Below are 21,105 nucleotides of genomic sequence, written 5' to 3'. Positions count from 1 at the left end.
GCACTGGCGGCGGCATCCCCCGACGCAAGGATGCTGGCGAAGCGCGGGGCGGGGCGGGCGCCCAGTTCGACATTGCGCGCGCCCAGCGTCAGGCGCGGGGCCATGCCGCGCACGCGCGGATCGACCGAACGGTGCAGCGTGCCCGAATGGCAGGTGTCGGCCATCATCAGCACCTGCACGTCATGGGGGACATAGATGGACAGCCAGTTGTAGAAATCCTTGTCCACGATGAAGCGTTCGGCATCCTTCACATCGGGATCGAAGCCGGGGAGCGGCAGGAACTGGTCGGTATCGCCGTCGCGCGTGCCCTTCACCGCGGCTTCGGCCAGCGCGCCATGACCGGTATAATAAAGGACGATCCAGTCCCCCGGCTTCGACCGCAGGCCCAGCGCATGAAGCGCGGTTTCGACAGTGGTGCGCGTGACGCCTTCGTTACGCAGCACGGTGATGTCGGTCGCGCCCTGCCCCCGGATCACCGTTTCCATGGCGGCCAGATCATTTTCCGGTCCCGCCAGATCCATGATCAGCCCGGATTTGAACTGCCACGCGCCGACCAGCAGAGCGCGGGTTTCGGCCGTCGCCTCGCCCGAATAGAGCGACGCCATCGCGAATCCCGTGAATAAAGACGCGCGCAGCAGTTTTTTTAATTCAGGCATCGGGCGCCCTTACGCTTTTTTGTTGCCTTAAAACTTGCGCATCCATAATCTTATACAGGGATTTGGGGCAATAATTATATCATGACTCGGAGCGTGCACATGGCAGCGTTACGTTGCACTATGACTCTTGCGTCTTTTATTTTTGCAATAGCTGGCCATGCTTCGCTGTCGGCGCAGACCGGCGATGGCGCGCAGGCGGGGCAGACGGCCAGTGACAGAGCGGCAGGCGACGGAGCAGCGGGGCGGGGCGTGCGCATCCTGCCGCCGGAGCCGCCCAAGGCCCCGACCGTCGTCAACAGGCCCAAGGTGCAGCAGGCGCCCGCCAATGCGACCAGCCCGCGCCCGGCCGCCCAGCCCGGCAAACAGGCAACGGCGCCCACGCCATTGCCGGTGCTCAAAAGCTGCGACCGGCCGGTGGCCAGGCCGACGTTGCGCTTTGGTGATCCCGCACGGTTCGACAGCGCGTTCAAGGCGAAGCTGCGCGGCGGGCGGAGCGTGGTGGTCGACATCGACACCCCCTATCCCGCGGACAATGAAGCGCCGCTGCCGCTGGGCGCATGGCTGAACGAGGTGAAGCAGAGCGGCGGCACCGTCACGATCGCGCCCTATTGCGTCAAGGGACGCGGGATCGGCGGGTTTTTCGCCAAATTATTCGGTGGCGGCCCGGCCGAACCCTATAAGGCGGTGCGCCGTTACGATGCGGTGCTGCATGTCGATGCCGTCGATCAGAACGTCACCCAGATAGAGTTTACGCCCCGCAAGGCGGCCCGGTGATGCATCATCGCGCCACGCGCCTGCCGGTGGGCGGGCGTGGCATGATAGGGCTGTGGGCGCTGGTGTGGATGTCGGCGTGGATGTCGGCGTTGGCAGCGACAGCGGCGGTCGCAGGGATGACGGCGTTGGCGGTAAGGCTGCGCCAGAGGGTGACGCAGCGCGTTGCGGCATCGTCGGTCGCCCTGCGCGGTATGGGGTTGTCGTGCAGGAGGGGCATCGCGCGCAAAGCCGCATATGTTCCAGCGCCCCTGTGGCGCATGGGGTTGTCGGGCGAGGCGGCCGTGGGGCGCAAAGCCGCATCTGCTACTGCCATGCCACGGCGGATGGGCCGGTCGCATGGGGGCCGGTCGCATGGAAGCCAGGTGCGCGCACGAAGGTCGCGATGCTGGCCGCTGCCGCAACTTGCTGCGCGGTCGCGCGGGGACCAGCCATGCGGAGGAAGATCACGCACGGGCCTGTTCCGCGTGGGATTGTGGCGTGGGGGCCTATTACGTGGCGGCATGTTGCACGGGGGGCTGTCCCACAGGAGATCGCCGCGCGGGGGGCAGGCATGCGGGGACCAATTGCGCCGGGACATGTCCCGCATGGGCGTCTGGTGCGTCGCGCCGCTGTCCATCGCCCTGTCGTGCGTCGCCTTACCTGCGCGCGCGGCGGACGAGCCACGGCTGGCGCTGGTCATCGTCAATGGCACCTACCGCTCCTTCGACCGGCTGGGATCGACCTATGCCGACGGGGACAGGGTCGCCACGGCGCTGAACGCCACCGGCTTCACGGATGCGAGCGGACAGGGACCGGTGCAGGTGCGCCGCGACCTCGACCGCGCGGCGATGACGCAGGCGATCGCCGAATTTCGCAAGGCGCTGGCCGCCGCCGGCCCCAAGGCGTTCGGCACGCTCTATTTTTCCGGCCATGGCGCGGCGCTGGGCAGTTATGGCGACGTCATGCTGATGCCGGTCGACGCCGCGCGCGACCTGACGCCCGAAAGTGCGACGCTGACGCGCGCGGCGCTGACCCACAATCTGTTGGGATCGGGCGCGCAGACGATGCTGATCGTGCTGGACATGTGCCGCAACGTGCTGCCCGCGCCGCCGCCGTCGCTGACGCAGATGATCGCGGCGGAAACGGGCATGCAGGCCAGCGTCGTGGGCGAACTGGCAGGCAGCAAGGGGCTGCGCCGCATGGTGCGCGCGCCCAGCACGACGATCCGCCCCGATCAGGGTTATCTGGTCGCCTTTTCCACCAGCGCCGATCAGGTGGCGTTCGACGATGGCGTATTTTCCAGAATATTGGCCGAGGAAATCCGCCGCCCGCAGCAGAATATCGCCGATGCGCTGAAACGCGTGTCGGATCGCGTGGCGCTGTCTTCGGGCAAGAATTTCCAGAAGCCGACATTTGACTATGGTCTGCAAGGCGCGCCGCCCTGCTTCATTTCCTGCGACCGGGCCGCAAGCGACCGTTTCTACGACTGCGCCAACTGCCCGTGGATGCGGGCGATCCCGGCCGGGGTGACGCCGTTCGGATCGCCGCTGACCGAAGCGGGGCGCAGCGGGGACGAGCCGGTGCAGGCCGATGTAAGGATCGACCGCCCCTTTGCCATCGGCGTCTATGAAGTGACGATCGCCGAATGGAATGCGTGCGTGCGCGACGATGGGTGCATGAAGACGGGCAACTGGTCGAAGGAAAATCCCAACCCGCTGATCCCGGCGAGCGACATCAGCTATGAAGACGCGCAGGCGTTTGTCGCTTGGCTTTCCGTCCAGTCGGGCCGCGCCTATCGCCTGCCGACTGAGCAGGAATGGGAATATGCCAGCCGCGCGGGATCGCCCGGCGCCTTTCCATGGGGCGACGACATCGCGCCGTCCATGGCCAATTATGATCACACCGCCCGCTATCACGGGTCCGAAACCGCGCCCTATCGCGGCTATCCCGAAGCGGTGAACGGGTATCCGGCCAATGCATTCGGGCTGAACCAGATGCAGGGCAATGTGTGGGAGTGGACGTCGGGATGCACCGACGCATCCTGTCGCGCGCGGATCATGCGTGGCGGTTCCTTCGAAAGCGCGCCCGGTGCGCTGCGGTCGGCGAACCGTTTTGCCGTGCCGCCGGGCAAGCGCCGTCAGGATGGCGGGTTGCGCGTGGTGCGCGATCTGGAAGCGGACGAAATCGGGGGCGTGTCCTGACGGACCGTCCATGGTCGCGGGCCTGATGCCCCACGCGTCCGGCATGGGTCGGATCGGGCGCATGGGGACAGGCACGCATGCATGTGGGGGAAATGGGAATGACGGGCCGGCTCATCAGGTGGGGGGGCGCCGCGTTGCTGGCGCTGACGGGCGCGGGAATGCTGAACGGAGGGCTGCTGGGCGGAGGATTGGCAGCGCAGCAGAGCGACGACGCGATGTTCATGACGGGCGCCGAACCGGTGGCGCCCGAAGACTATGCGCAATTTCCCAAACAGGGGCGGTTTCGCGCATGGCTGCCCAAACAGGTCGACCTGTCGGGCGCCTATCCCCCGCCCGGATCGCAGGGACCGCAACCCAATTGCGTCGCATGGGCGACCACCTATGCCGCGCGCACATTCCTCAATTTCCGCGACAAGGATGTGCAGCCCGACGAACCGGCCGACCAGATGAGCCCGGCCTATGTCTATAACCGGCTGCGCCCGGCGGGGTCGCCCTGCACCGGCACGATCAGCATCGTCGCGGCGCTGACCCTGCTGAAGAATGAAGGCGCGGTAACGCTGGCCGATTTTCCCGACGACATGCGCAATTGCGCGATTCCGGCCCCGGATGCGCTGAAGGCGAAGGCGAGCGCCTATCGCCTGCTCGACTGGCGGGCGGTCGACCGGGAGGTGAAGGACGACTGGCGCACGCCCATCGTGCTGGACGATGTGAAGGGTGCGCTGGCGCGCGGCGCGCCGGTGATCTTCGCCATGCCCGCCCCCACCGATTTCAAGGCGTTTCGCGGCGACGGCATCTATCGGCGCGCCGAAAAGCCCGGCAAGGCGGGTTATCATGCGCTGGCCATCGTGGGATATGACGAGGACCGGCAGGCGCTGCGCATCATGAACAGCTGGGGACCGATCTGGGGCGACAAGGGCTATGCCTGGATCGATTATGCGACGTTCCAGCTGCTGGCGGGCGAAGCCTATTCGCTGGAAGCGCCGGTTGCCCCGCCCGCGCCCGACGCGCCCCCCGCCCCGCAACGCAGCCCCGCGCAGATGCTGGCGCAGCAGGTCGCCGCCATGCCATGCGGCATGGTATCGGTGCAGGGCGGGCGCGTGACCGGCTTTTCAGGCGACCTGAACGCGATCGCCGCGCTGGAGGACGCCACCGGAAAGGCCGATCCCACGCTGAAATTTGCCGTGCGGCATTTGCCATGGCCGCAATGCGAGGCGGCGCTGACGCTGGCGGGGCCACTGGCGCGCGACGGGGCCGGCATCGCGGTGCTGACGCCGGACGGCGAGGCGCGGGGCGGCGACCCGGTGGTGATGGCCGAAAATGACATTTTCGGCGTCAGCGCGACGACGACGGCGGCGCGCCCCTATATCAGCATCATCTACCTGCAGGCCGACGGCAGCGCGGTGGAGCTGCATCGCGGCCATCCCGAACCGGATCGCAAGGGCGTGCGGCGGGTGACCATCGGCCTCAGTGAAACGGCGCAGCGTTATCAGGTCGCGCCGCCATTCGGGCCGGAAATGATCGTCGCGCTGGCGTCGGCAAAGCCGCTGTTCGGCGACGATGAAGTGGTGAACGGGACCGAACGTCAGTTCCTGACCCGGCTGCGCGCGAAGCTGGCAGCGCGGCAGGGCGATGGTCTGGCGGCGGCGTTCGTGCGGTTGCAGACGAGCAATTAGGGCATTTTGAAGTCATCGGGAGCATGATCCGATTGAGGCGGATCATGCTCCAGTCGATCAGGTAGCGCCGAACCCGCCGCCGCCCGGCGTTGCGATGATGAAGGCGTCGCCCACCGCCAGCTGCACGGTGGCGGTGGGGCCGAGCGGTTCGATGCGACCGTCGGCGCGCTCCACATGGTTGCGGCCGGGCGCGCCGGGCGCCCCGCCGTCAAGGCCGAAGGGCGGCACGATGCGGCGGTTGGACAGGATGCCCGCCGTCATATCCTCCAGAAAGCGGATGCGGCGCAGGCCGCCATTGCCGCCATGGTGACGCCCCTGCCCGCCGGACCCGGCGCGCACCGAAAATTCCTCCAGCAACACCGGGAATCGGGTTTCGAGGATTTCGGGATCGGTCAGGCGGCTGTTGGTCATGTGCGTCTGCACCACATCCGCGCCGTCGAAATCGGGACCGGCGCCGGAGCCGCCCGCAATCGTTTCATAATATTGGTGGCGATCATTGCCGAAGGTGAAATTGTTCATCGTCCCCTGCGCGCCCGCCATCGCGCCCAATGCGCCGAACAGGGCGTCGGTCACCACCTGACTGGTTTCGACATTGCCCGCGACCACAGCGGCGGGGAAGCGAGGGCGCAGCATCGATCCGTCGGGGACGATGATGTCGATGGGTTTGAGGCAGCCGTCGTTCATCGGCACGGCTTCGTCGATCAGGGTGCGCACGACATAGAGGACGGCGGCGCGCACGACCGATGCGGGCGCGTTGAAATTATTGGGCAATTGGGCGGCGGTGCCGGTGAAGTCGATGGTCGCCTTGCGCGCGGCACGATCGACATGGACGGCAAGCTGGACCGTATCGCCGCTGTCCATCGCATAGCTGAACCGGCCGTCGGACAGATGATCGATCAGGCGGCGGACGGCGGCTTCGGCCTGATCCTGCACATGGCCCATATAGGCGGAGATGGTGTCGACGCCGTAACTGTCGCTGATGCGGCGCAGTTCGCTGGCCCCCTTGGCGCAGGCGGCGATCTGGGCGGAAAGGTCGGCGATATTCTGGTCGATGTTGCGGGCGGGCCATGGGCCGGACGCCAGCAGATCGCGGATCGCGGCTTCGCGCAAGTCGCCCCGATCGACCAGCAGCAGATTGTCGAGGACGATGCCTTCTTCTTCGACCGATATGCTGCCCGGCGGCATGGAGCCGGGGGTGATGCCGCCAATGTCGGCATGATGGCCGCGCGCGGCGACGTAGAAGGCGGGCGTTGCGCCATCGCCCACGAATACGGGCATGACGACGGTGACGTCGGGCAGGTGCGTGCCGCCATCATAGGGGGCGTTGAGCGCATAGACATCGCCCGACAACATGCCGCGCCCGTCGATCGGCTGACCATCGGGGCCGGTGCCGCGACGGCGCATGATGGTGCGGATGCTGTCGCCCATGCTGCCCAGATGCACCGGCATATGCGGCGCGTTGGCGACCAGATTGCCCGATGCGTCGAACAGGGCGCAGGAAAAATCGAGCCGTTCGCGAATATTGACCGAGGAGGCGCTGTGCTGAAGCGCGGCGCCCATTTCCTCCGCTATCGCCATGAACAGGCCGCCCATCACCTCCAGCCGGACGGGATCGACGGTGGTGGCGTCGTCGCTGTCGGGGCGGGCGCGGGGGATGTGGCGGGTGAGGATGAGGGTGCCGTGCGCGTCGAGCTGCGCCCGCCAGCCCGGTTCGACCGCCGTGGTGGAGACGGGATCGATGATGAGCGCGGGGCCATCCACCGCGCTGTCGGCCGACAGGGTGGCGCGGTCGTGGACCGGGGCGGGTGCGCCTGCATAATCGACATGGGCGATGGGCGGGGCCGCATGGGTAGCGATGGCGACGATGCCGTCCATGGCCTCCTGCGTGGAGGCGATCGCCTCTACCCGCGCCATGTCGATCAGGATCGTGCCCTTGCCCGCAAAGCCGAAGCGGGCCTGATGCTGGGCGAGGAAATCGTCACGCATCGTGCCTGTGTCGGATAGCGGGACGTCGAACACGCTGTCGGTGCCGTCATAGCGCAGGCGCAGCAGGGTTTCGATGCGGTCGGCCTGCGGCAGGTCGGCGCGGGCGTCGTCGGCAAGGGTGGCGAGGGCGGCGTCGAGCGCCGCGTCGCCGAGCGGCAGCGCTAGCGTGCGTTCGCGCACGGCGCGACGATCGGCCAGACCCATGCCATAGGCGGACAGCACGCCGCCCAGCGGGTGGATCATCACCCGGTCCATGCCCAGCGCGTCAGCGACCAGACAGGCATGCTGCCCCCCCGCCCCGCCGAAACTGGCAAGCGTGTAGCGCGACACATCATGGCCGCGCGCGACGGAGATGCGCTTGATCGCATTGGCCATGCTGGCAACGGCGACGGCGATGAAGCCCTGCGCCGCTTCGCGCGGTGTCATGGCGCGGCCGGTTTCCGCCTGCACCTGCGCGCAGATGGCGGCGAAGCGATCCGCCACGGCATCTGTATCGAGCGGCTGGTCGCCATTGGGGCCGAACAGGCTGGGGAAATGGGCGGGCTGAACCTTGCCCAGCATGACGTTGCAGTCGGTGATGGTGAGCGGACCGCCCCGGCGATAGCAGGCGGGGCCGGGGACTGCGCCTGCGCTTTCCGGGCCGACGCGGAAACGGCCGTCCACGAAGGAACAGATGGAGCCGCCGCCCGCCGCGATGGTGTGGATGCGCATCATCGGTGCGCGCAGGCGGACGCCCGCGACACGCGCTTCATTGTCGCGTTCGTAAGCGCCCGCATAATGGGACACGTCGGTGGAGGTGCCGCCCATGTCGAAGCCGATGACTTCGCGGAAGCCCGCCTGCTCCGCCGTGCGGGCGAGGCCAACGATGCCGCCCGCCGGGCCGGACAGGACCGCATCCTTGCCCCGGAACAGCGCGCCTTCGGTCAGGCCGCCGCTCGATTGCATGAACAGCATGTCGCTATCCGTCCCCAGCGCATCGCGCAGGCCGTCGACATAGGCGCGCAGCACGGGGGAGAGATAGGCGTCGGCGAGCGTCGTGTCGCCGCGCCCGATCAGCTTGATGAGCGGGGCGACGTCATGGCTGGCGCTGATCTGGGTAAAGCCGATGTCGGCGGCGATGCAGGCCAGCGCCTGTTCATGCGCGGGGTGGAGATAGCCGTGCATCAGCACGATGGCGACGGCGCGCAGGCCGCGATCATAAGCCGATTGCAGCGCGGCGCGGGCGGCATCTTCATCGAGCGGGGTGCGCACCGTGCCGTCGGCCATCAGCCGTTCGTCGATTTCGATCACATCGGCATGGAGCGGATCGGGCAGGACGATCCGGCGCGCGAACAGGTCGGGCCGTTCCTGCGTGCCGATGCGGATGGCGTCGCGATAGCCGCGCGTGATGGCGAGCAGCACCGGTTCGCCCTTGCGTTCCAACAGGGCGTTGGTGGCGATGGTGGTGCCGATGCGCAGGGTACAGGGCGGGATCGGCCCGTCAGCCGCGCCCGTCAGGCGGCGCACCGCCTCCACCGCCGCGTCGGCATAGCGTTCCGGGTCGCTGGACAGCAGCTTTGCCGTGTGGAGTTGCCCATCGGGCGCGCGGGCCACAACGTCCGTGAAGGTGCCGCCGCGATCAATCCAGAATTGCCATGTCATGGCGGGCGTGATGGCGGGCCGACCGGGGGATGGCAAGGGGGTGGGTGACGCGCCCCTGTCCCTTGGGTCAGGGGTTGATCGAGATTATGGACAGCTTGACCATCTGAACATATCAGGAACGAATGGCGATATTGTCCACCCGTCAGAAGTTAGAGATATTGGCCGATGCCGCCAAATATGATGCGTCCTGCGCATCGTCCGGCACGGCCAAGCGCGACAGCCGTGACGGCAAGGGCATCGGTTCGACCGAAGGGATGGGGATTTGCCATGCCTATGCGCCCGATGGGCGATGCATATCGCTGCTCAAGATATTGCTGACCAACAGCTGCATCTTCGACTGTCATTATTGCATCAATCGCCGGTCGAGCGATGTGCGGCGCGCGCGCTTCACCGCGAAGGAGGTGGTGGACCTGACGCTCAGCTTCTATCGCCGCAATTATATCGAGGGGCTGTTCCTGTCTTCGGGGATCATCGCATCGTCCGACTATACGATGGAGCAGCTGGTCGAGGTTGCCCGGTCGCTGCGCGATGATCATGATTTTCGCGGTTATATCCACCTCAAGACCATTCCCGATGCCGACCCGGAATTGCTGCGGCTGGCGGGCCTGTATGCCGACCGGCTGTCCATCAATGTCGAATTGCCGACCGAAAGCGGATTGCAGCGGCTGGCCCCCGAAAAGGATGGCAAGCGGATCGAAGGGGCGATGGGGCAGCTGAGAAACGGCATAGAGGACGGCCATGACGCCCGCCGCAAATATAAGAGCGCGCCGCGTTTTGCGCCTGCGGGCCAGTCGACGCAGATGATCGTGGGCGCGGATGCGGCGGACGACCGGGCGATCATCGCGCGGGCCAGCAGCCTGTATGACCGGCATAAGCTGCGCCGCGTCTATTATAGCGCCTTTTCCCCCATACCCTCTCCCAGCGCCGTTCTGCCACTGAAACGCCCGCCCTTGATGCGGGAACATCGGCTGTACCAGTCGGACTGGATGATCCGTTTCTATGGCTATGATGCGGGGGAGATTGCGGCGGCGACCGATGCGGCGACGGGGTGCCTGCCGCTCGACATCGATCCCAAGCTCGCCTGGGCGCTCAACCATCGCGCCGCTTTTCCCGTCGATGTAAACCGCGCGCCGCGCGAGGCGCTGCTGCGCGTACCGGGGCTGGGCGTGAAGGCGGTGGACCGCATTGTGATGAGCCGCCGCCATCGCCGGTTGCGGCTGGAGGATGTCGCGCGGCTGACGACATCGATCAAAAAGTTGAGACCGTTCCTGATCGCGGCGGACTGGCGACCGGTGGCGCTGATCGACCGGGACGACCTGCGCGCGCGAGTCGCGCCGCCCGCCAAACAGCTGGATTTGTTCGGTTGATCGCAATTTCGGGTTGATTGCGGGACGAACACATGAAAGATTTGCGTCAGGGTCTAGCACTGAATGAAGTAGGGAGATCGAGGCGTTGGCGACAACACTCGGCAATCGCACATATCGTCGCAAAGCATTTGCCAAGCGCATCAGCAGCCATCTGGCCGCTGCGCTGGTCACTTTCTGTCTGCTTCAGATCGCCATCGTCGCCAAATCGGGCGGATCGCTCATCCTGCATCTGGGCGTCATCATCGCCATTGGCGGCTATGCCGTGGCGGCGCGCGGGCTGGAGAGGCGCTGGCAGATGCTGGAACAGGGCGGGCTGCCCGAAAGCGGGCTGGCGCTGCGGTTCCGGCGCGATCTGGCGCAATTATGGGCGGCCAGCATTTTTGGCGCTCTGCTGTGGATACCGGTCGCCATCATCTACCGCTTCTTCTTCGGCTGACTGCCTGGCGCGGTCGGCGCCGGAGCCAAATGCAGCGCGCATCGTTGTCCCCTCGCAATCGAGGAGGATCATCCATGGCCGACGCCAGCATTTTCAATCGCCTGAAACAGGATCACGACAAGCATCGCGCGCTGTTCGACCAGATGGCACAGGCAGACCGCGACAAGGACGAGGCGCTGCTGGAAAAGCTGTTCGACCAGTTCAAGGTCGAAGTGTCAGCGCATGCTGCGGCGGAAGAGGAATCGCTCTACGCCACGATGCTGGCGCAGCCGGACCTGCGCGAGGATGCGCAGCACAGCGTGTCGGAACACAAGGAAATCGACGATTATCTGGAAGAGCTGGACGACCTGAAGTTCAATGGGGACGCATGGCGCCGGAAATTCGCCGAGATGAAGAAGCGCTACCTCCACCATATCGAGGAGGAGGAAGAGGAAATGTTCCCCAACGCGGCCGACGAACTGTCGAAGGCGGAAGAAGAACGGCTGGGCAAGCTGTTCGCCGAGCGCAAGCCCGCCGAACTGGAGCGGGCGCAGGCCGAGGATTGAGGCCCGCATGTACGGCCGTTCGTTTCAAGCGTGTCGAAATGCGCCCGGCACCGGGCTATCCGTTTTTCGACTGCGTTCGAAACGATCGGGCGGCGACGTAGTTGGGCGCGATGTATCGTGTCGCGCTGACCACGCCCGATGATTTCGATGGCTGGCGCGCGGCGGCGCGGCGGCTGGCCATGCATGGGATCGATCCGGCCGATGTCGTGTGGCAGGTGGAGGATGATGGCGGCGACCTGTTCGGCGGGGGGGAGAATTTGCCCCCCGACCGGAAGGACGCCGCCTTTTCCGTGCCCCGCGCCTTTGTCGATCTGGCGGAAAAGGCGATATTGCATCGCGATCCGGAGCGGTTTGCGCTGCTCTATGCGCTGCTCTGCCGGGTGCGCGCGCGCGCCGGAGCGATGGAGGACAAGGCCGATCCGCTGCTGCGCCGGGTGGATGTGCTGGCCAAGGCGGTGCGGCGCGACATGCACAAGATGCGCGCCTTCGTACGGTTTCGGGAGATGGCGGACGGGGACGGCGAACGCTTTGTGGCGTGGTTCGAGCCGGAACATCATATCGTGCGCGCCAATGCCGGTTTCTTCATGCGCCGCTTTGCATCGATGCGCTGGTCGATCCTGACCCCCGACATCAGCATCCATTGGGATGGCGAAGCACTGACGCAGGGGCCGGGCGCGCAGCGGGGCGATGCGCCCGATGGCGACCCGGTCGAGGATGTTTGGAAGGGCTATTATGCCGCCATTTTCAACCCGGCCCGGCTGAAAACCGGGGCGATGATGTCCGAAATGCCGAAAAAATATTGGCGCAACCTGCCCGAAGCCGCGCTGATCCCCGATCTGATCGCGGGCGCGCAGGCGCGCGAAGCGGCGATGATCGCCACGGCACCCTTGCCGGTGAAAGCGGCGGCGAAGCGGCCCGGCAATGCCGCGGCGGCATGGGCGGCGTTGCGGGACGAGGCGATGCGCTGCACCCGATGCCCGTTGCACCGCGACGCGACGCAGACGGTGTTCGGCGAAGGGCCGATCGACGCGCCATTGGTCTTCATCGGCGAACAGCCGGGCGATCAGGAGGATATGGCGGGACGCCCCTTTGTCGGCCCGGCGGGGCAATTGTTCGACCGGGCGCTGGCGCAGGCAGGCGTGGACCGGTCGCGTGCCTATGTCACCAATGCGGTGAAGCATTTCAAATTCGAACGGCGGGGCAAGCGGCGGTTGCACCAGTCGCCCGATGCGGGCGAGATAGAGGCGTGCCGGTGGTGGCTGGGGCAGGAAATAGACCTGATCCGCCCGCGCATCATCGTGGCGATGGGCGCGAGCGCCGCACGCGGCATGTTGGGCAAAGCGGTGACGATCGGGCGGGTGCGGGGCGCCCCCATCGCGCTGGCCAATGGCGCGGAAGCATGGGTGACGGTGCATCCCAGTTACCTGCTGCGCCTGCCCGACGAGGAACGACGGATCGAGGAACAGGCGCGGTTCGTGGAGGATCTGCGCGTCGTGGGCGAGCGGTTGCGGGCGCTGGCCGGAGGATAGTGGGCGCTGGTTGATCGTGGCTGTCGACGATGCGATAACTTAGTCATGCCGTCGGCCATGATCCTGACCCTGCTTTACGGACCGGTGATCGTCGCTGTGCCCGTGGCCTCCTCACCTGCGGCATGATGATGCTGGGGCGCAGGGTCGCGGGCATCATCGGCATGAGGGCGGCGGTTGGCCTGGTGGCGGTCATTGCAGCGATCCCCATCATGTTATTCCTGATGGTGACGATGTCCTGTCTGACCACGCCGGGGCCGCTTGTCGGGGATCAGCTCAAGGATATCCTGTTACTGGGAACCATTGCGCTGAGCGCCGCAACCGGTGTTGGCGGCGCGGTGTTTTTCCGCTGGCACGACCAGCCGGCGAAATATCCCGCCACCGCCTGAAGGGGCAATGCGGCCGTTTCGCTTCGGGAAATGTGGGACGGCCGCAGTCCAATAGCCGCCCCACATCCCAGCTCCCCACGCGGGGGAGGTAAGCCGCGAAGACGGGGCGGATCGCATCGACCCGTCCCATCCCCATCACATCAGAATTTCGCGACGACGCCCGCCATCGGGCGGATAGAGCGGAAATTGCCCAGCGTATCGGCCTGGAACCGCAGGCGCACATTGCTGCTTTGCGCGGAGCCGCCCATGTCGGCGGTCGACAGTTCGAAGCCCGCACCATAGGTGGTGCCGTGGAAATCAGGGCTGTCCGGGCCGAGCGCGTCGAAATTGACCCACTTGTAACCGACCTTGCCGAAGATCAGACTGTCCTTGCCCGCCTTCACCCCGGCGCGGCCCGCCACGCCATATTCCCAGTCGATGTCGCCCGACACGCCCTAGGACGCCGAACCTTCGACGCCCACGACCAGCGGGCCTGCGACATTGTAGTTCACGCCAGCGACGCCTTCGACCATGCGGCCCTTGTAACCGACGGGGGGAATGCCTTCCTTGCCGACTTCGCTGTCGAAATTATGGACGCCGCCCATCACGCCGACATAGGGTTCGATGCGGCGGGTGGATGTGCCCGCTTCATCCTGCGCCGAAGCGGCGGCAGGAAGCAGGAATGCGGCGGCAGCTGCCGAAAAAAGCAGTGTCTTCATGGGGATGACCCTTTGTCTGTTGTAGATTTTCATGGGGCGGTGTGGACCCGCCGGGCCGAAGCGCGCGCTTAAAGCGGCCGGCATCGGCGAAAGGGATAATGGTCGGCCCGTGGCGAAGGTTTCCTGCGCCGGAACGGAAAGAATGGAAAATGACGATTATGTGACGGAAAGAACACGCTTTCTGTCAATGGGATGAACGGAACGGGACTTTTCTGAACCTGCGATAAATGCTGGCACGAAAAGGGTAATCCATTCACAACCAATTCAAGCGGGCCGCGTTACATCCGGCATCAGATAGAATGAGGAGAAAGGCGATGACGGGCATCCGACATCGGTTTCTGGCCGCAATCGGGCTGGCGGGCGCATTGGCGCTGGGCGGCTGTTATGATGACGGCTATTATGGCGGAATGAGCGTTGGCACCGGCTATTATGGCGGCGGTGGCTATTATGGTGACGGCTATTATGGGCCGACCGGCTATTATCAGCCCGGCGTCTATGGCGGCTGGTACGATGATTTCTACTATCCGGGCACCGGCTATTATGTTTACGACCGGGGCGGCCGCCGCCATCGCTGGAATGACGGGCAGCGCCGATATTGGGAAGGCCGCCGGGCCGAACGCCGCGACGATGATCGCTGGCGCGGTCGGGATAGGGATCGCGACGGCAACTGGCGCGATCGGGACGGCAGGCCGGGCAATGGCAACTGGACGCGTCCGACGCGGCCGCCACAGGCGACGACGCCGGGCACGGGCGGCCGGGATCGCAACTGGGGCCGCGACCGCACGCCGGGTGCGGGCGGCGACCGCAACCGGTGGCGCGGCAATTATGGTCGCGGCGACAGCGCGCGTCCTACGCCGCAGCCGGGCGCAGGCCAGCCGCAGATGCGACCCCAGCCCCGCCCCAACCCACCGCAGATGAGCCAGCCGCGCCCGCAGCGTAGCTGGAACCCCGGCGCCGGTCCCAGCCGGAGCGGCGGTGGACGGCCCGCACGGACGCAGCAGAACTGATGCGGGTTGGGATGAAGGCCGCGATGTTGCTGCCCCTCCTCCTCGTCGCCGCGTGCGACGGGCGGGAGGAGAGCGCGATCGATAATCTGGCCAATGGCGCGAATGCCGCGCAGGTGGAAAATAACGTCCGCGCCGAAGCAATGGCGTTGATGGAGCCGCTCAATCCCCCTGCCCCCGGCACGCCGGGCGGGTTGCCAGTCGATCCCGAACCCATCGTGGAAGGATCGATCACGCCCGACAGCCCGCAGGGCGCGGCGCAGGTCGTGCAGGGCTATTATGGCCTGCTGGAGGAAAAGCGGTTCGTCGATGCGCAGGATCTGTGGGCGCCCGAAGGCGCGATCGGATCGCAGGACGACGCACATTTCGCCGCGCGCTTCCGGGGGTTCAGCGAGATCCACGCCAACATCGGCGCGCCGTCGGATGCGGAAGGTGCAGCGGGATCGAGCTATGTCACGGTGCCGGTGCAGGTATATGGCCGCATCGCCGCGAACGGCAAGCCGTGGCATGTGCTGCGTCAGGTCGTGCTGCGCCGGGTGAACGACGTACCAGGATCGAGCGCGGAGGACCGGCGCTGGCACATCGAATCGATTGGCGCATATGTGCCGCCCGCCGATGCGACCGGGGCCGATAATGGCGCGGAACCGGCCAAAGCGATTTCGATGACAGACGGAATGGCCAACAGGCGTCATTAGAGCAGGCTGCGGTAAATCCGACGGATGATGCGTGCTCCAGTTATTTGCTATCGCGTCTTTATCTGCGCAAAATCGGTTCCCGCTTTTGCGCACGATGCTTTGATGCAGCAACCGCAGATATGACAAGGGCGCCCGGTCGAAACAGACCGGGCGCCCTTCATCGTCAGCTATGCAATCGCGATCAGGCGACGGTCGCCTTGACGATCTTGCCCGGCGTGCGCGGCGGCTCACCCTTGGGCAGGGCGTCGACATATTCCATGCCCGACGTCACTTCGCCCCAGACGGTATACTGACCGTCGAGGAAAGTGGCATCGTCGAAGCAGATGAAGAACTGGCTGTTGGCGCTGTTCGGGTTGGACGAACGGGCCATCGAGCATACGCCGCGCACATGCGGTTCGCGGCTGAATTCAGCCTTGAGGTCGGGCTTGTTGGGGTGGCCGCCCATGCCGGTGCCGGTCGGGTCACCGCCCTGCGCCATGAAGCCCGCGATCACGCGGTGGAACACGACGCCGTCATAAAAGCCTTCCTTGGCGTTCTCGACGATGCGCGCGACATGGCCGGGGGCCAGGTCCGGGCGCAGCTTGATCACGACGTCGCCGCCGCTGTCGAGGGTGAAGGTCAGGGTTTCGTCGGCCATGAAGCGTCCTTTTCAATTCGGCAATGATGATGCCCCCATATAGAGCCTATATGAGGGGATGGAAGTTTCTTGTGGAGAAGGCCACGCTCCGCCGCGCAACCCATTGCAATTCCGCCGAGCATAAGCGAAAGCAGCCAAATGTTACAGGAACCGGACAGTAGGGGGCGCCATGAGCGAGCGCGGCGATATGGCCGAACCCCTGTTGCATGGGGACGAGGCTGACGAGGAAACGGTCATCGAACAGGCTGAAACGAGCCTGGACGAGGATGACCGGCTGAAGCCCGAATTCCTGTCCGCCGTACTGGACGCGGTGGAGGAAGGCGACAGCGAAACCGCGCGCGAACTGGTGTCGCCGCTGCACCCCGCCGACATCGCCGACCTTCTGGAACTGACGCCATCGGACCAGCGTGCCGATGTCGCCGCCGCGCTGGGCGACATCGTCGGCGCGGAGGTTCTGTCCGAACTGAACGACTATGTCCGCGACGACCTGATCGGTGCGCTGGCGCCGGAACAGGTGGCAGAGTTCGCCGCCGAACTGGACACCGACGACGCGGTCGCCATCATCGAGGATATGGAGGCGGCCGACCAGCAGGCCGTCCTCGACGCGATGGAGCCGGAAGACCGCGCCGCCATCGAAAGCGCGCTGTCCTATCCCGAAGAGTCCGCCGGTCGCCTGATGCAGCGCGATCTGGTCGCGGTGCCCGAACATATGACCGTGGGGCAGGTCATCGATTTCCTGCGCGACGACAGCGACCTGACCCGCGATTTCTGGGAAATCTTCGTCGTGGACGAAGGGCATAAGCCGATCGGCACATGCCAGCTGAGCTGGGTGCTGACATGCCCGCGCGGCGTCGCCATGGCGGACCTGATGAAGCGCGAACAGACGTTGATCCCGGTCGACATGGATCAGGAAGAAGTCGCGTTGCGTTTCCAGAAATATGCGCTGATTTCCGCCGCCGTCGTGGATGGCGCGGGCCGTCTGGTCGGCATGATCACGGTCGACGACGTCGTCCACATCATTTCCGAAGAAGCGGGCGAGGACATATTGCGCCTGTCGGGTGCGGGCGAAGGCGACATCAACGAACCGGTGATGGACAGTTACCGCGCGCGCGTGCGCTGGCTGCTCACCAACCTCGTCACCGCGCTGGTCGCGTCGACCATCATCGGCATATTCGAAGGCACGATCCAGAAGATGGTGGCGCTGGCCACGCTGATGCCGATCGTCGCGGGCGTAGGCGGCAATGCGGGCAGCCAGACGATGGCGGTCACCGTGCGCGCGCTGGCCACCAACCAGATTACCGGGTCCAATGCGCGGCGCACCATCGTGCGCGAAATCCGCGTTGCGTTGCTGAACGGCTGTACCGTCGCGCTGGTGCTGGGGCTGGGCGTCGCGCTGGTGTTCCAGAATATGGCGCTGGGCGGTGTGATCGCGGCGGCGATGATGACCAATATCGTGACGGCGGGGCTGGCAGGCGCAGCGGTGCCGCTGGCGTTCGACCGGCTGAACCTCGACCCGGCGGTGGCGTCTTCCATCTTTGTCACGATGATTACCGATTCGATGGGTTTTCTCGCTTTTCTGGGCCTGGCCACGGCGGCGGGATTGACCGGCTGATCGCAGCGCCCATCTTAAGCCCCATGCCGTTGCACATGACCAAGATCGCCTTTGGCGCCGAAAGCCCCGCCACTTTGCGCGCCTGGCTGGAAAGCCATGCGGGTGAAGCGCGCACCAGCACCCGTTACCTGCCCAAGCGGGTGGAGGAAATGGCGGGCGGATCGCTATACTGGATTCACGGCCATATGCTGGTCGGCCGCAGCCCGATCATCGGGTTCGAGGAAACCGGACAGGGGCGATACTGGATCAGGCTGGAGCCGAAGCTCATTCCGGTGCGGGCCAAGCCCAAGCGCGCGCATCAGGGATGGCGCTATCTGGAGGACGCCGATGCGCCCGCCGATCTGGACGGTGGAGAGGCCGACGATCTGGACGCCATGCCGCCCGCGCTGATGAGCGAACTGACGAAATTGGGGCTGGTTTAACGGGGCAATTCGTGACGTCTTTACTTCCGTTCGGTTCGAGCGAAGTCAAGAAACCGCAAGCGTTGCGCTAGCCGCTTATCGACTTCGCTCGAAGCGAACGGATAGAAAAATTTCTTCCCCTTAACCGCTGTTGCGCAATGCCGTGGCGATCGCGTTGATCGACAGTTCGATGCCTTCCTTGATCCGCGCATCATCCTCACCCGCACGATGGCGCTTCAGGAGTTCGACCTGAAGCAGGTTGAGCGGTTCGATATAGGGCAGGCGCAGCCGGATCGAGGTTTCGAGCGCCGGGCTTTTTTCCAGCAGGCGCGACTGGCCGGTGGCGGCGAGCAGGCCGTCATGCGCCTGTTGCCAGCCATCGCGGATGCGGCCGAAAATCGTCTCGCCCCGTTCCTGATCCTCCACCAGCGGCAGGTAACGCGCGGCGATGCCAAGGTCCGATTTCGCCAGCACCATTTCCAGATTGGCGAGCGCGGATTTGAGGAAGGACCAGTGCTGACCCATATCGGCCAGCAGCGCCTTGTCCTCAAACGCGGTCAGCGCCTGCCCCACGCCATACCAGCCCGGCAGCATCACGCGCGCCTGCGCCCAGCTGAACACCCATGGGATGGCGCGCAGGTCTTCTATCGCCGTGCTTTTGGTACGGCTGGCCGGGCGGGAGCCGATCTTGAGGCCCGAAATTTCCTGAATGGGCGTCAACTGACGGAAAAATTCCTTGAACCCGTCGGTGCCGTAGACGAGGTCGCGATAGGCGGCGAAGGCGTTTTTCGACAGTTCGTCCATCGCCGCGCTGAAACGGGCGGCATCGCGATCCGAAATGCCATCGGGTTCCAGACTGGCGAGCAGGGTCGCGCTGGTCATCGCTTCCAGATTGGTCATGGCAGCGTCGCGCGTGCCGAATTTGGCGGCGATCACCTCCCCCTGTTCGGTGATGCGGATGCGCCCCTGAACGCTGCCGCGCGGCTGGGCCTGTATCGCCTTGAACGCGGAGCCGCCGCCACGACCGACCGCGCCGCCGCGCCCGTGGAACAGCTGCATCGCCGCGCCTGCATCGGCAAAGACCGGCTCCAGCGCCTGACTGGCCTTGTACAGGCTCCAGGTCGAGGTGATGTAGCCGCCATCCTTGTTGCTGTCGCTGTAGCCGATCATCACTTCCTGATGGCCGCGCGCCTTCACCACGCCCGCAATTTCGGGCAGGCCGAAATAGGCGGTCATGATCGACGGCGCGGCTTCAAGATCGGCGATGGTTTCGAACAGCGGGATCGCCATGACGGCGGCCTGCGGCGGGGCGCCGTCGGCCGCCGCGTGCCACAGGCCCGCTTCCTTCAGCAGGATGTTGACTTCCAGCAGGTCCGAAACGCTTTCGGCCTTGGAAATGATATAATGGGTGATGCTGTTCGGGCCATAGGTGCGATGCGCCTGCGCGGCGGCGTGGACGATCGCCAGTTCCGACGTGGTTTCTTCGCCATAGGCCGAAAAGCGCCCGCCCAGCGGCCGGTTGTTGGCCAGTTCGCGGCGCAGCAGGGCGATCCGGGCATATTCGTCGAGTGCGAGATAATCCGCCTCCACCCCCGCGACCTTCAGCAGCTCGGCGACGACCCGTTCATGCACGGCGCTGTTCTGGCGCATGTCGAGCGTGGCGAGGTGGAAGCCGAAGGTTTCGACCGCGCGGATCAGGCGGCCCAATGCGCCGCCGGTCGCCAGCGCGCCGTCGCCCTCGCTCGCCAGACCCTGCGCCACGGTGACGAGGTCGCGGCGGAAATCGGCGGGGCTGGCATAGGCTTCGCCCCGAAGCGCGGAGGCGCGCGGCGGCGCTTTGCCGACCAGCGCGACATAGGTGGCGGCGAGCCGGGCATAGAGGCCCGACAGAGCGCGGCGATAGGGTTCGTCCTGACGGCTGGGCGACGCATCCCCGCTGGCGTCGGCGAGGTCGATCACCGCCTGGGGCACATGGGCGAGTTCGGTCGAGAGCGAAAGTTCCGCGCCCAGCCCGTGGATGCCATCCATGTAGAAAGCGAGCGCCGCTTCGCAGCCCCGGCCGATGGCGGAGCGCAGCTGGTCCGCCTGAACGAAGGGATTGCCGTCGCGGTCGCCGCCGATCCAGTTGCCCACGCGCAGGAAGCTGTGCGGGCGGGCGCCCAGCACCCGTTCCCACCGGGCATAGAGCGCGGGGAGGACGGGCAGGAAAATGTCACGGAAATAGGTCAGGACATTGTCGATTTCGTCCTGCACGAACAATTTTTCGCGGCGCAGCGGGCGCGTCTGCCACAACAGGGCGATCTGCCGGAAAATCGCTTCGTCCAGATTTTCGCCATCTTCCGTTTCGGTCCGCCCGGCATCCTTCAGATGCATCAGGTCGGCGATTCGGTTCTTGTGATCGATCATGCTCTTGCGCCGCACCTCCGTCGGGTGGGCGGTGAGGACGGGGACGATCAGCGCGTTGGACAACAGGTCGAGGATGGCGGCGCGGTCGACGCCCTGCCCCTCCAGCCGTTCCACGGCGGACGCGACGTCGGCGCCCGGTTCAGCGGCGACGCCCTGCCGATCTTCCGCCAGATTGGCGAGCATCGAGAAGAGCATGAAACCACGGGTGAAATCGAGCGTGTCGTCCAGATTGAGCGCGTCGAGGCCCGTGTCGGTCAGGTCCGCGCCCTGCACGCCGCGCGCCCGGTCGACCGATGTGGAGCGGATATATTCGGTCTGTTTGTAGAGCTTTTCCCCGCCATAGGCGCGGATGACGTCCCCCAATAGCCGCCCCAGATAGCGGATGTCGGGATTCTGCGTGATCGCAGGGACTGCGGGCGTGGTTGTGGTGCTGCTCTCCATAATGTGGATATGCTGCATTGCGGCATGACGATGGTCAA

At 65.7% G+C, this 21,105-nt stretch carries 17 protein-coding genes and 1 pseudogene; 12 read left to right on the top strand and 6 right to left on the bottom strand.

Translation table 11 applies throughout. From position 1 onward, the window contains the following. The coding region (locus ACOJSJ_RS05050) for a caspase family protein (RefSeq protein WP_420143894.1) at positions 1-656 on the bottom strand (656 nt) is incomplete at its 3' end. A 120-nt stretch (positions 657-776) separates the two neighbouring features. On the opposite strand from ACOJSJ_RS05050, the gene ACOJSJ_RS05045 reads away from it, so the two are divergent. After that, positions 777-1,430, top strand: a complete 654-nt coding sequence (locus ACOJSJ_RS05045) for a hypothetical protein (protein WP_420143893.1) — start codon at positions 777-779, stop codon at positions 1,428-1,430. Between the two features lie 4 nt (positions 1,431-1,434). Here the strand turns inward: ACOJSJ_RS05045 and ACOJSJ_RS05040 are convergent, their stop codons facing one another. Then, positions 1,435-1,743: a hypothetical protein gene (locus tag ACOJSJ_RS05040; RefSeq protein WP_420143892.1), complete on the bottom strand. Its 309-nt coding sequence runs from the start codon at positions 1,741-1,743 to the stop codon at positions 1,435-1,437. 262 nt (positions 1,744-2,005) lie between these two features. Between ACOJSJ_RS05040 and ACOJSJ_RS05035 the strand changes: the two genes are divergently transcribed. Next, entirely contained in the window at positions 2,006-3,610 is a 1,605-nt protein-coding gene (locus tag ACOJSJ_RS05035; RefSeq protein WP_420143891.1) for an SUMF1/EgtB/PvdO family nonheme iron enzyme, read from the top strand. Positions 3,611-3,708: 98 nt separating this feature from the next. Next, entirely contained in the window at positions 3,709-5,283 is a 1,575-nt protein-coding gene (locus ACOJSJ_RS05030; protein WP_420143890.1) for a C1 family peptidase, read from the top strand. A gap of 57 nt (positions 5,284-5,340) precedes the next feature. Here ACOJSJ_RS05030 and ACOJSJ_RS05025 read toward each other — a convergent pair whose 3' ends face one another. Continuing rightward, positions 5,341-8,910 (bottom strand): hydantoinase B/oxoprolinase family protein, encoded by a 3,570-nt coding sequence (locus tag ACOJSJ_RS05025; protein ID WP_420143889.1) that lies wholly within the window; start codon positions 8,908-8,910, stop codon positions 5,341-5,343. Positions 8,911-9,032: 122 nt separating this feature from the next. Here ACOJSJ_RS05025 and ACOJSJ_RS05020 point away from each other — a divergent pair, with 122 nt between their 5' ends. From ACOJSJ_RS05020 to ACOJSJ_RS05000, 5 genes are all read left to right on the top strand, one after another. Continuing rightward, entirely contained in the window at positions 9,033-10,277 is a 1,245-nt protein-coding gene (locus ACOJSJ_RS05020) for a putative DNA modification/repair radical SAM protein (RefSeq protein WP_420143888.1), read from the top strand. Positions 10,278-10,362: 85 nt separating this feature from the next. Further along, complete coding sequence (locus ACOJSJ_RS05015; RefSeq protein WP_420143887.1) at positions 10,363-10,713, top strand: hypothetical protein; 351 nt, start codon at positions 10,363-10,365, stop codon at positions 10,711-10,713. A gap of 74 nt (positions 10,714-10,787) precedes the next feature. Then, on the top strand, positions 10,788-11,258 hold the full coding sequence (locus ACOJSJ_RS05010; protein ID WP_420143886.1) for a hemerythrin domain-containing protein: 471 nt from the start codon (positions 10,788-10,790) through the stop codon (positions 11,256-11,258). 110 nt (positions 11,259-11,368) lie between these two features. Further along, positions 11,369-12,787, top strand: coding sequence for a UdgX family uracil-DNA binding protein (locus ACOJSJ_RS05005; RefSeq protein ID WP_420143898.1), 1,419 nt, complete (start codon positions 11,369-11,371; stop codon positions 12,785-12,787). Positions 12,788-12,909: 122 nt separating this feature from the next. Further along, positions 12,910-13,173, top strand: coding sequence for a hypothetical protein (locus ACOJSJ_RS05000; RefSeq protein WP_420143885.1), 264 nt, complete (start codon positions 12,910-12,912; stop codon positions 13,171-13,173). Positions 13,174-13,313: 140 nt separating this feature from the next. Here the strand turns inward: ACOJSJ_RS05000 and ACOJSJ_RS04995 are convergent. Further along, a pseudogene (locus ACOJSJ_RS04995) lies at positions 13,314-13,871 on the bottom strand (outer membrane protein). Between the two features lie 314 nt (positions 13,872-14,185). On the opposite strand from ACOJSJ_RS04995, the gene ACOJSJ_RS04990 reads away from it, so the two are divergent. Together ACOJSJ_RS04990 and ACOJSJ_RS04985 are read left to right on the top strand one after the other, a co-directional pair. Further along, entirely contained in the window at positions 14,186-14,878 is a 693-nt protein-coding gene (locus tag ACOJSJ_RS04990; RefSeq protein ID WP_420143884.1) for a peptidase, read from the top strand. Further along, positions 14,878-15,570, top strand: coding sequence for a hypothetical protein (locus ACOJSJ_RS04985; protein ID WP_420143883.1), 693 nt, complete (start codon positions 14,878-14,880; stop codon positions 15,568-15,570). Before ACOJSJ_RS04990 ends, ACOJSJ_RS04985 begins: the two co-directional genes overlap by 1 nt. A gap of 181 nt (positions 15,571-15,751) precedes the next feature. Here the strand turns inward: ACOJSJ_RS04985 and ACOJSJ_RS04980 are convergent, their stop codons facing one another. Then, positions 15,752-16,207 (bottom strand): peptidylprolyl isomerase, encoded by a 456-nt coding sequence (locus tag ACOJSJ_RS04980; RefSeq protein WP_420143882.1) that lies wholly within the window; start codon positions 16,205-16,207, stop codon positions 15,752-15,754. 169 nt (positions 16,208-16,376) lie between these two features. Between ACOJSJ_RS04980 and mgtE the strand changes: the two genes are divergently transcribed. Further along, positions 16,377-17,819 carry a magnesium transporter gene (mgtE, locus tag ACOJSJ_RS04975; protein ID WP_420143881.1) on the top strand — a complete coding sequence of 481 codons (1,443 nt, stop codon included), beginning with the start codon at positions 16,377-16,379 and terminating at the stop codon, positions 17,817-17,819. A gap of 23 nt (positions 17,820-17,842) precedes the next feature. Beyond that, on the top strand, positions 17,843-18,241 hold the full coding sequence (locus tag ACOJSJ_RS04970) for a DUF1489 family protein (protein WP_420143880.1): 399 nt from the start codon (positions 17,843-17,845) through the stop codon (positions 18,239-18,241). Positions 18,242-18,361: 120 nt separating this feature from the next. Here the strand turns inward: ACOJSJ_RS04970 and ppc are convergent, their stop codons facing one another. Then, on the bottom strand, positions 18,362-21,067 hold the full coding sequence (gene ppc / locus ACOJSJ_RS04965; protein WP_420143879.1) for a phosphoenolpyruvate carboxylase: 2,706 nt from the start codon (positions 21,065-21,067) through the stop codon (positions 18,362-18,364). Between the last annotated feature and the right edge of the window lie 38 nt (positions 21,068-21,105).

It is taken from the genome of Sphingobium sp. (assembly GCF_048594625.1).
Classification (GTDB): domain Bacteria; phylum Pseudomonadota; class Alphaproteobacteria; order Sphingomonadales; family Sphingomonadaceae; genus Sphingobium.
This window is presented reverse-complemented; position numbering and strand designations above follow the sequence as displayed.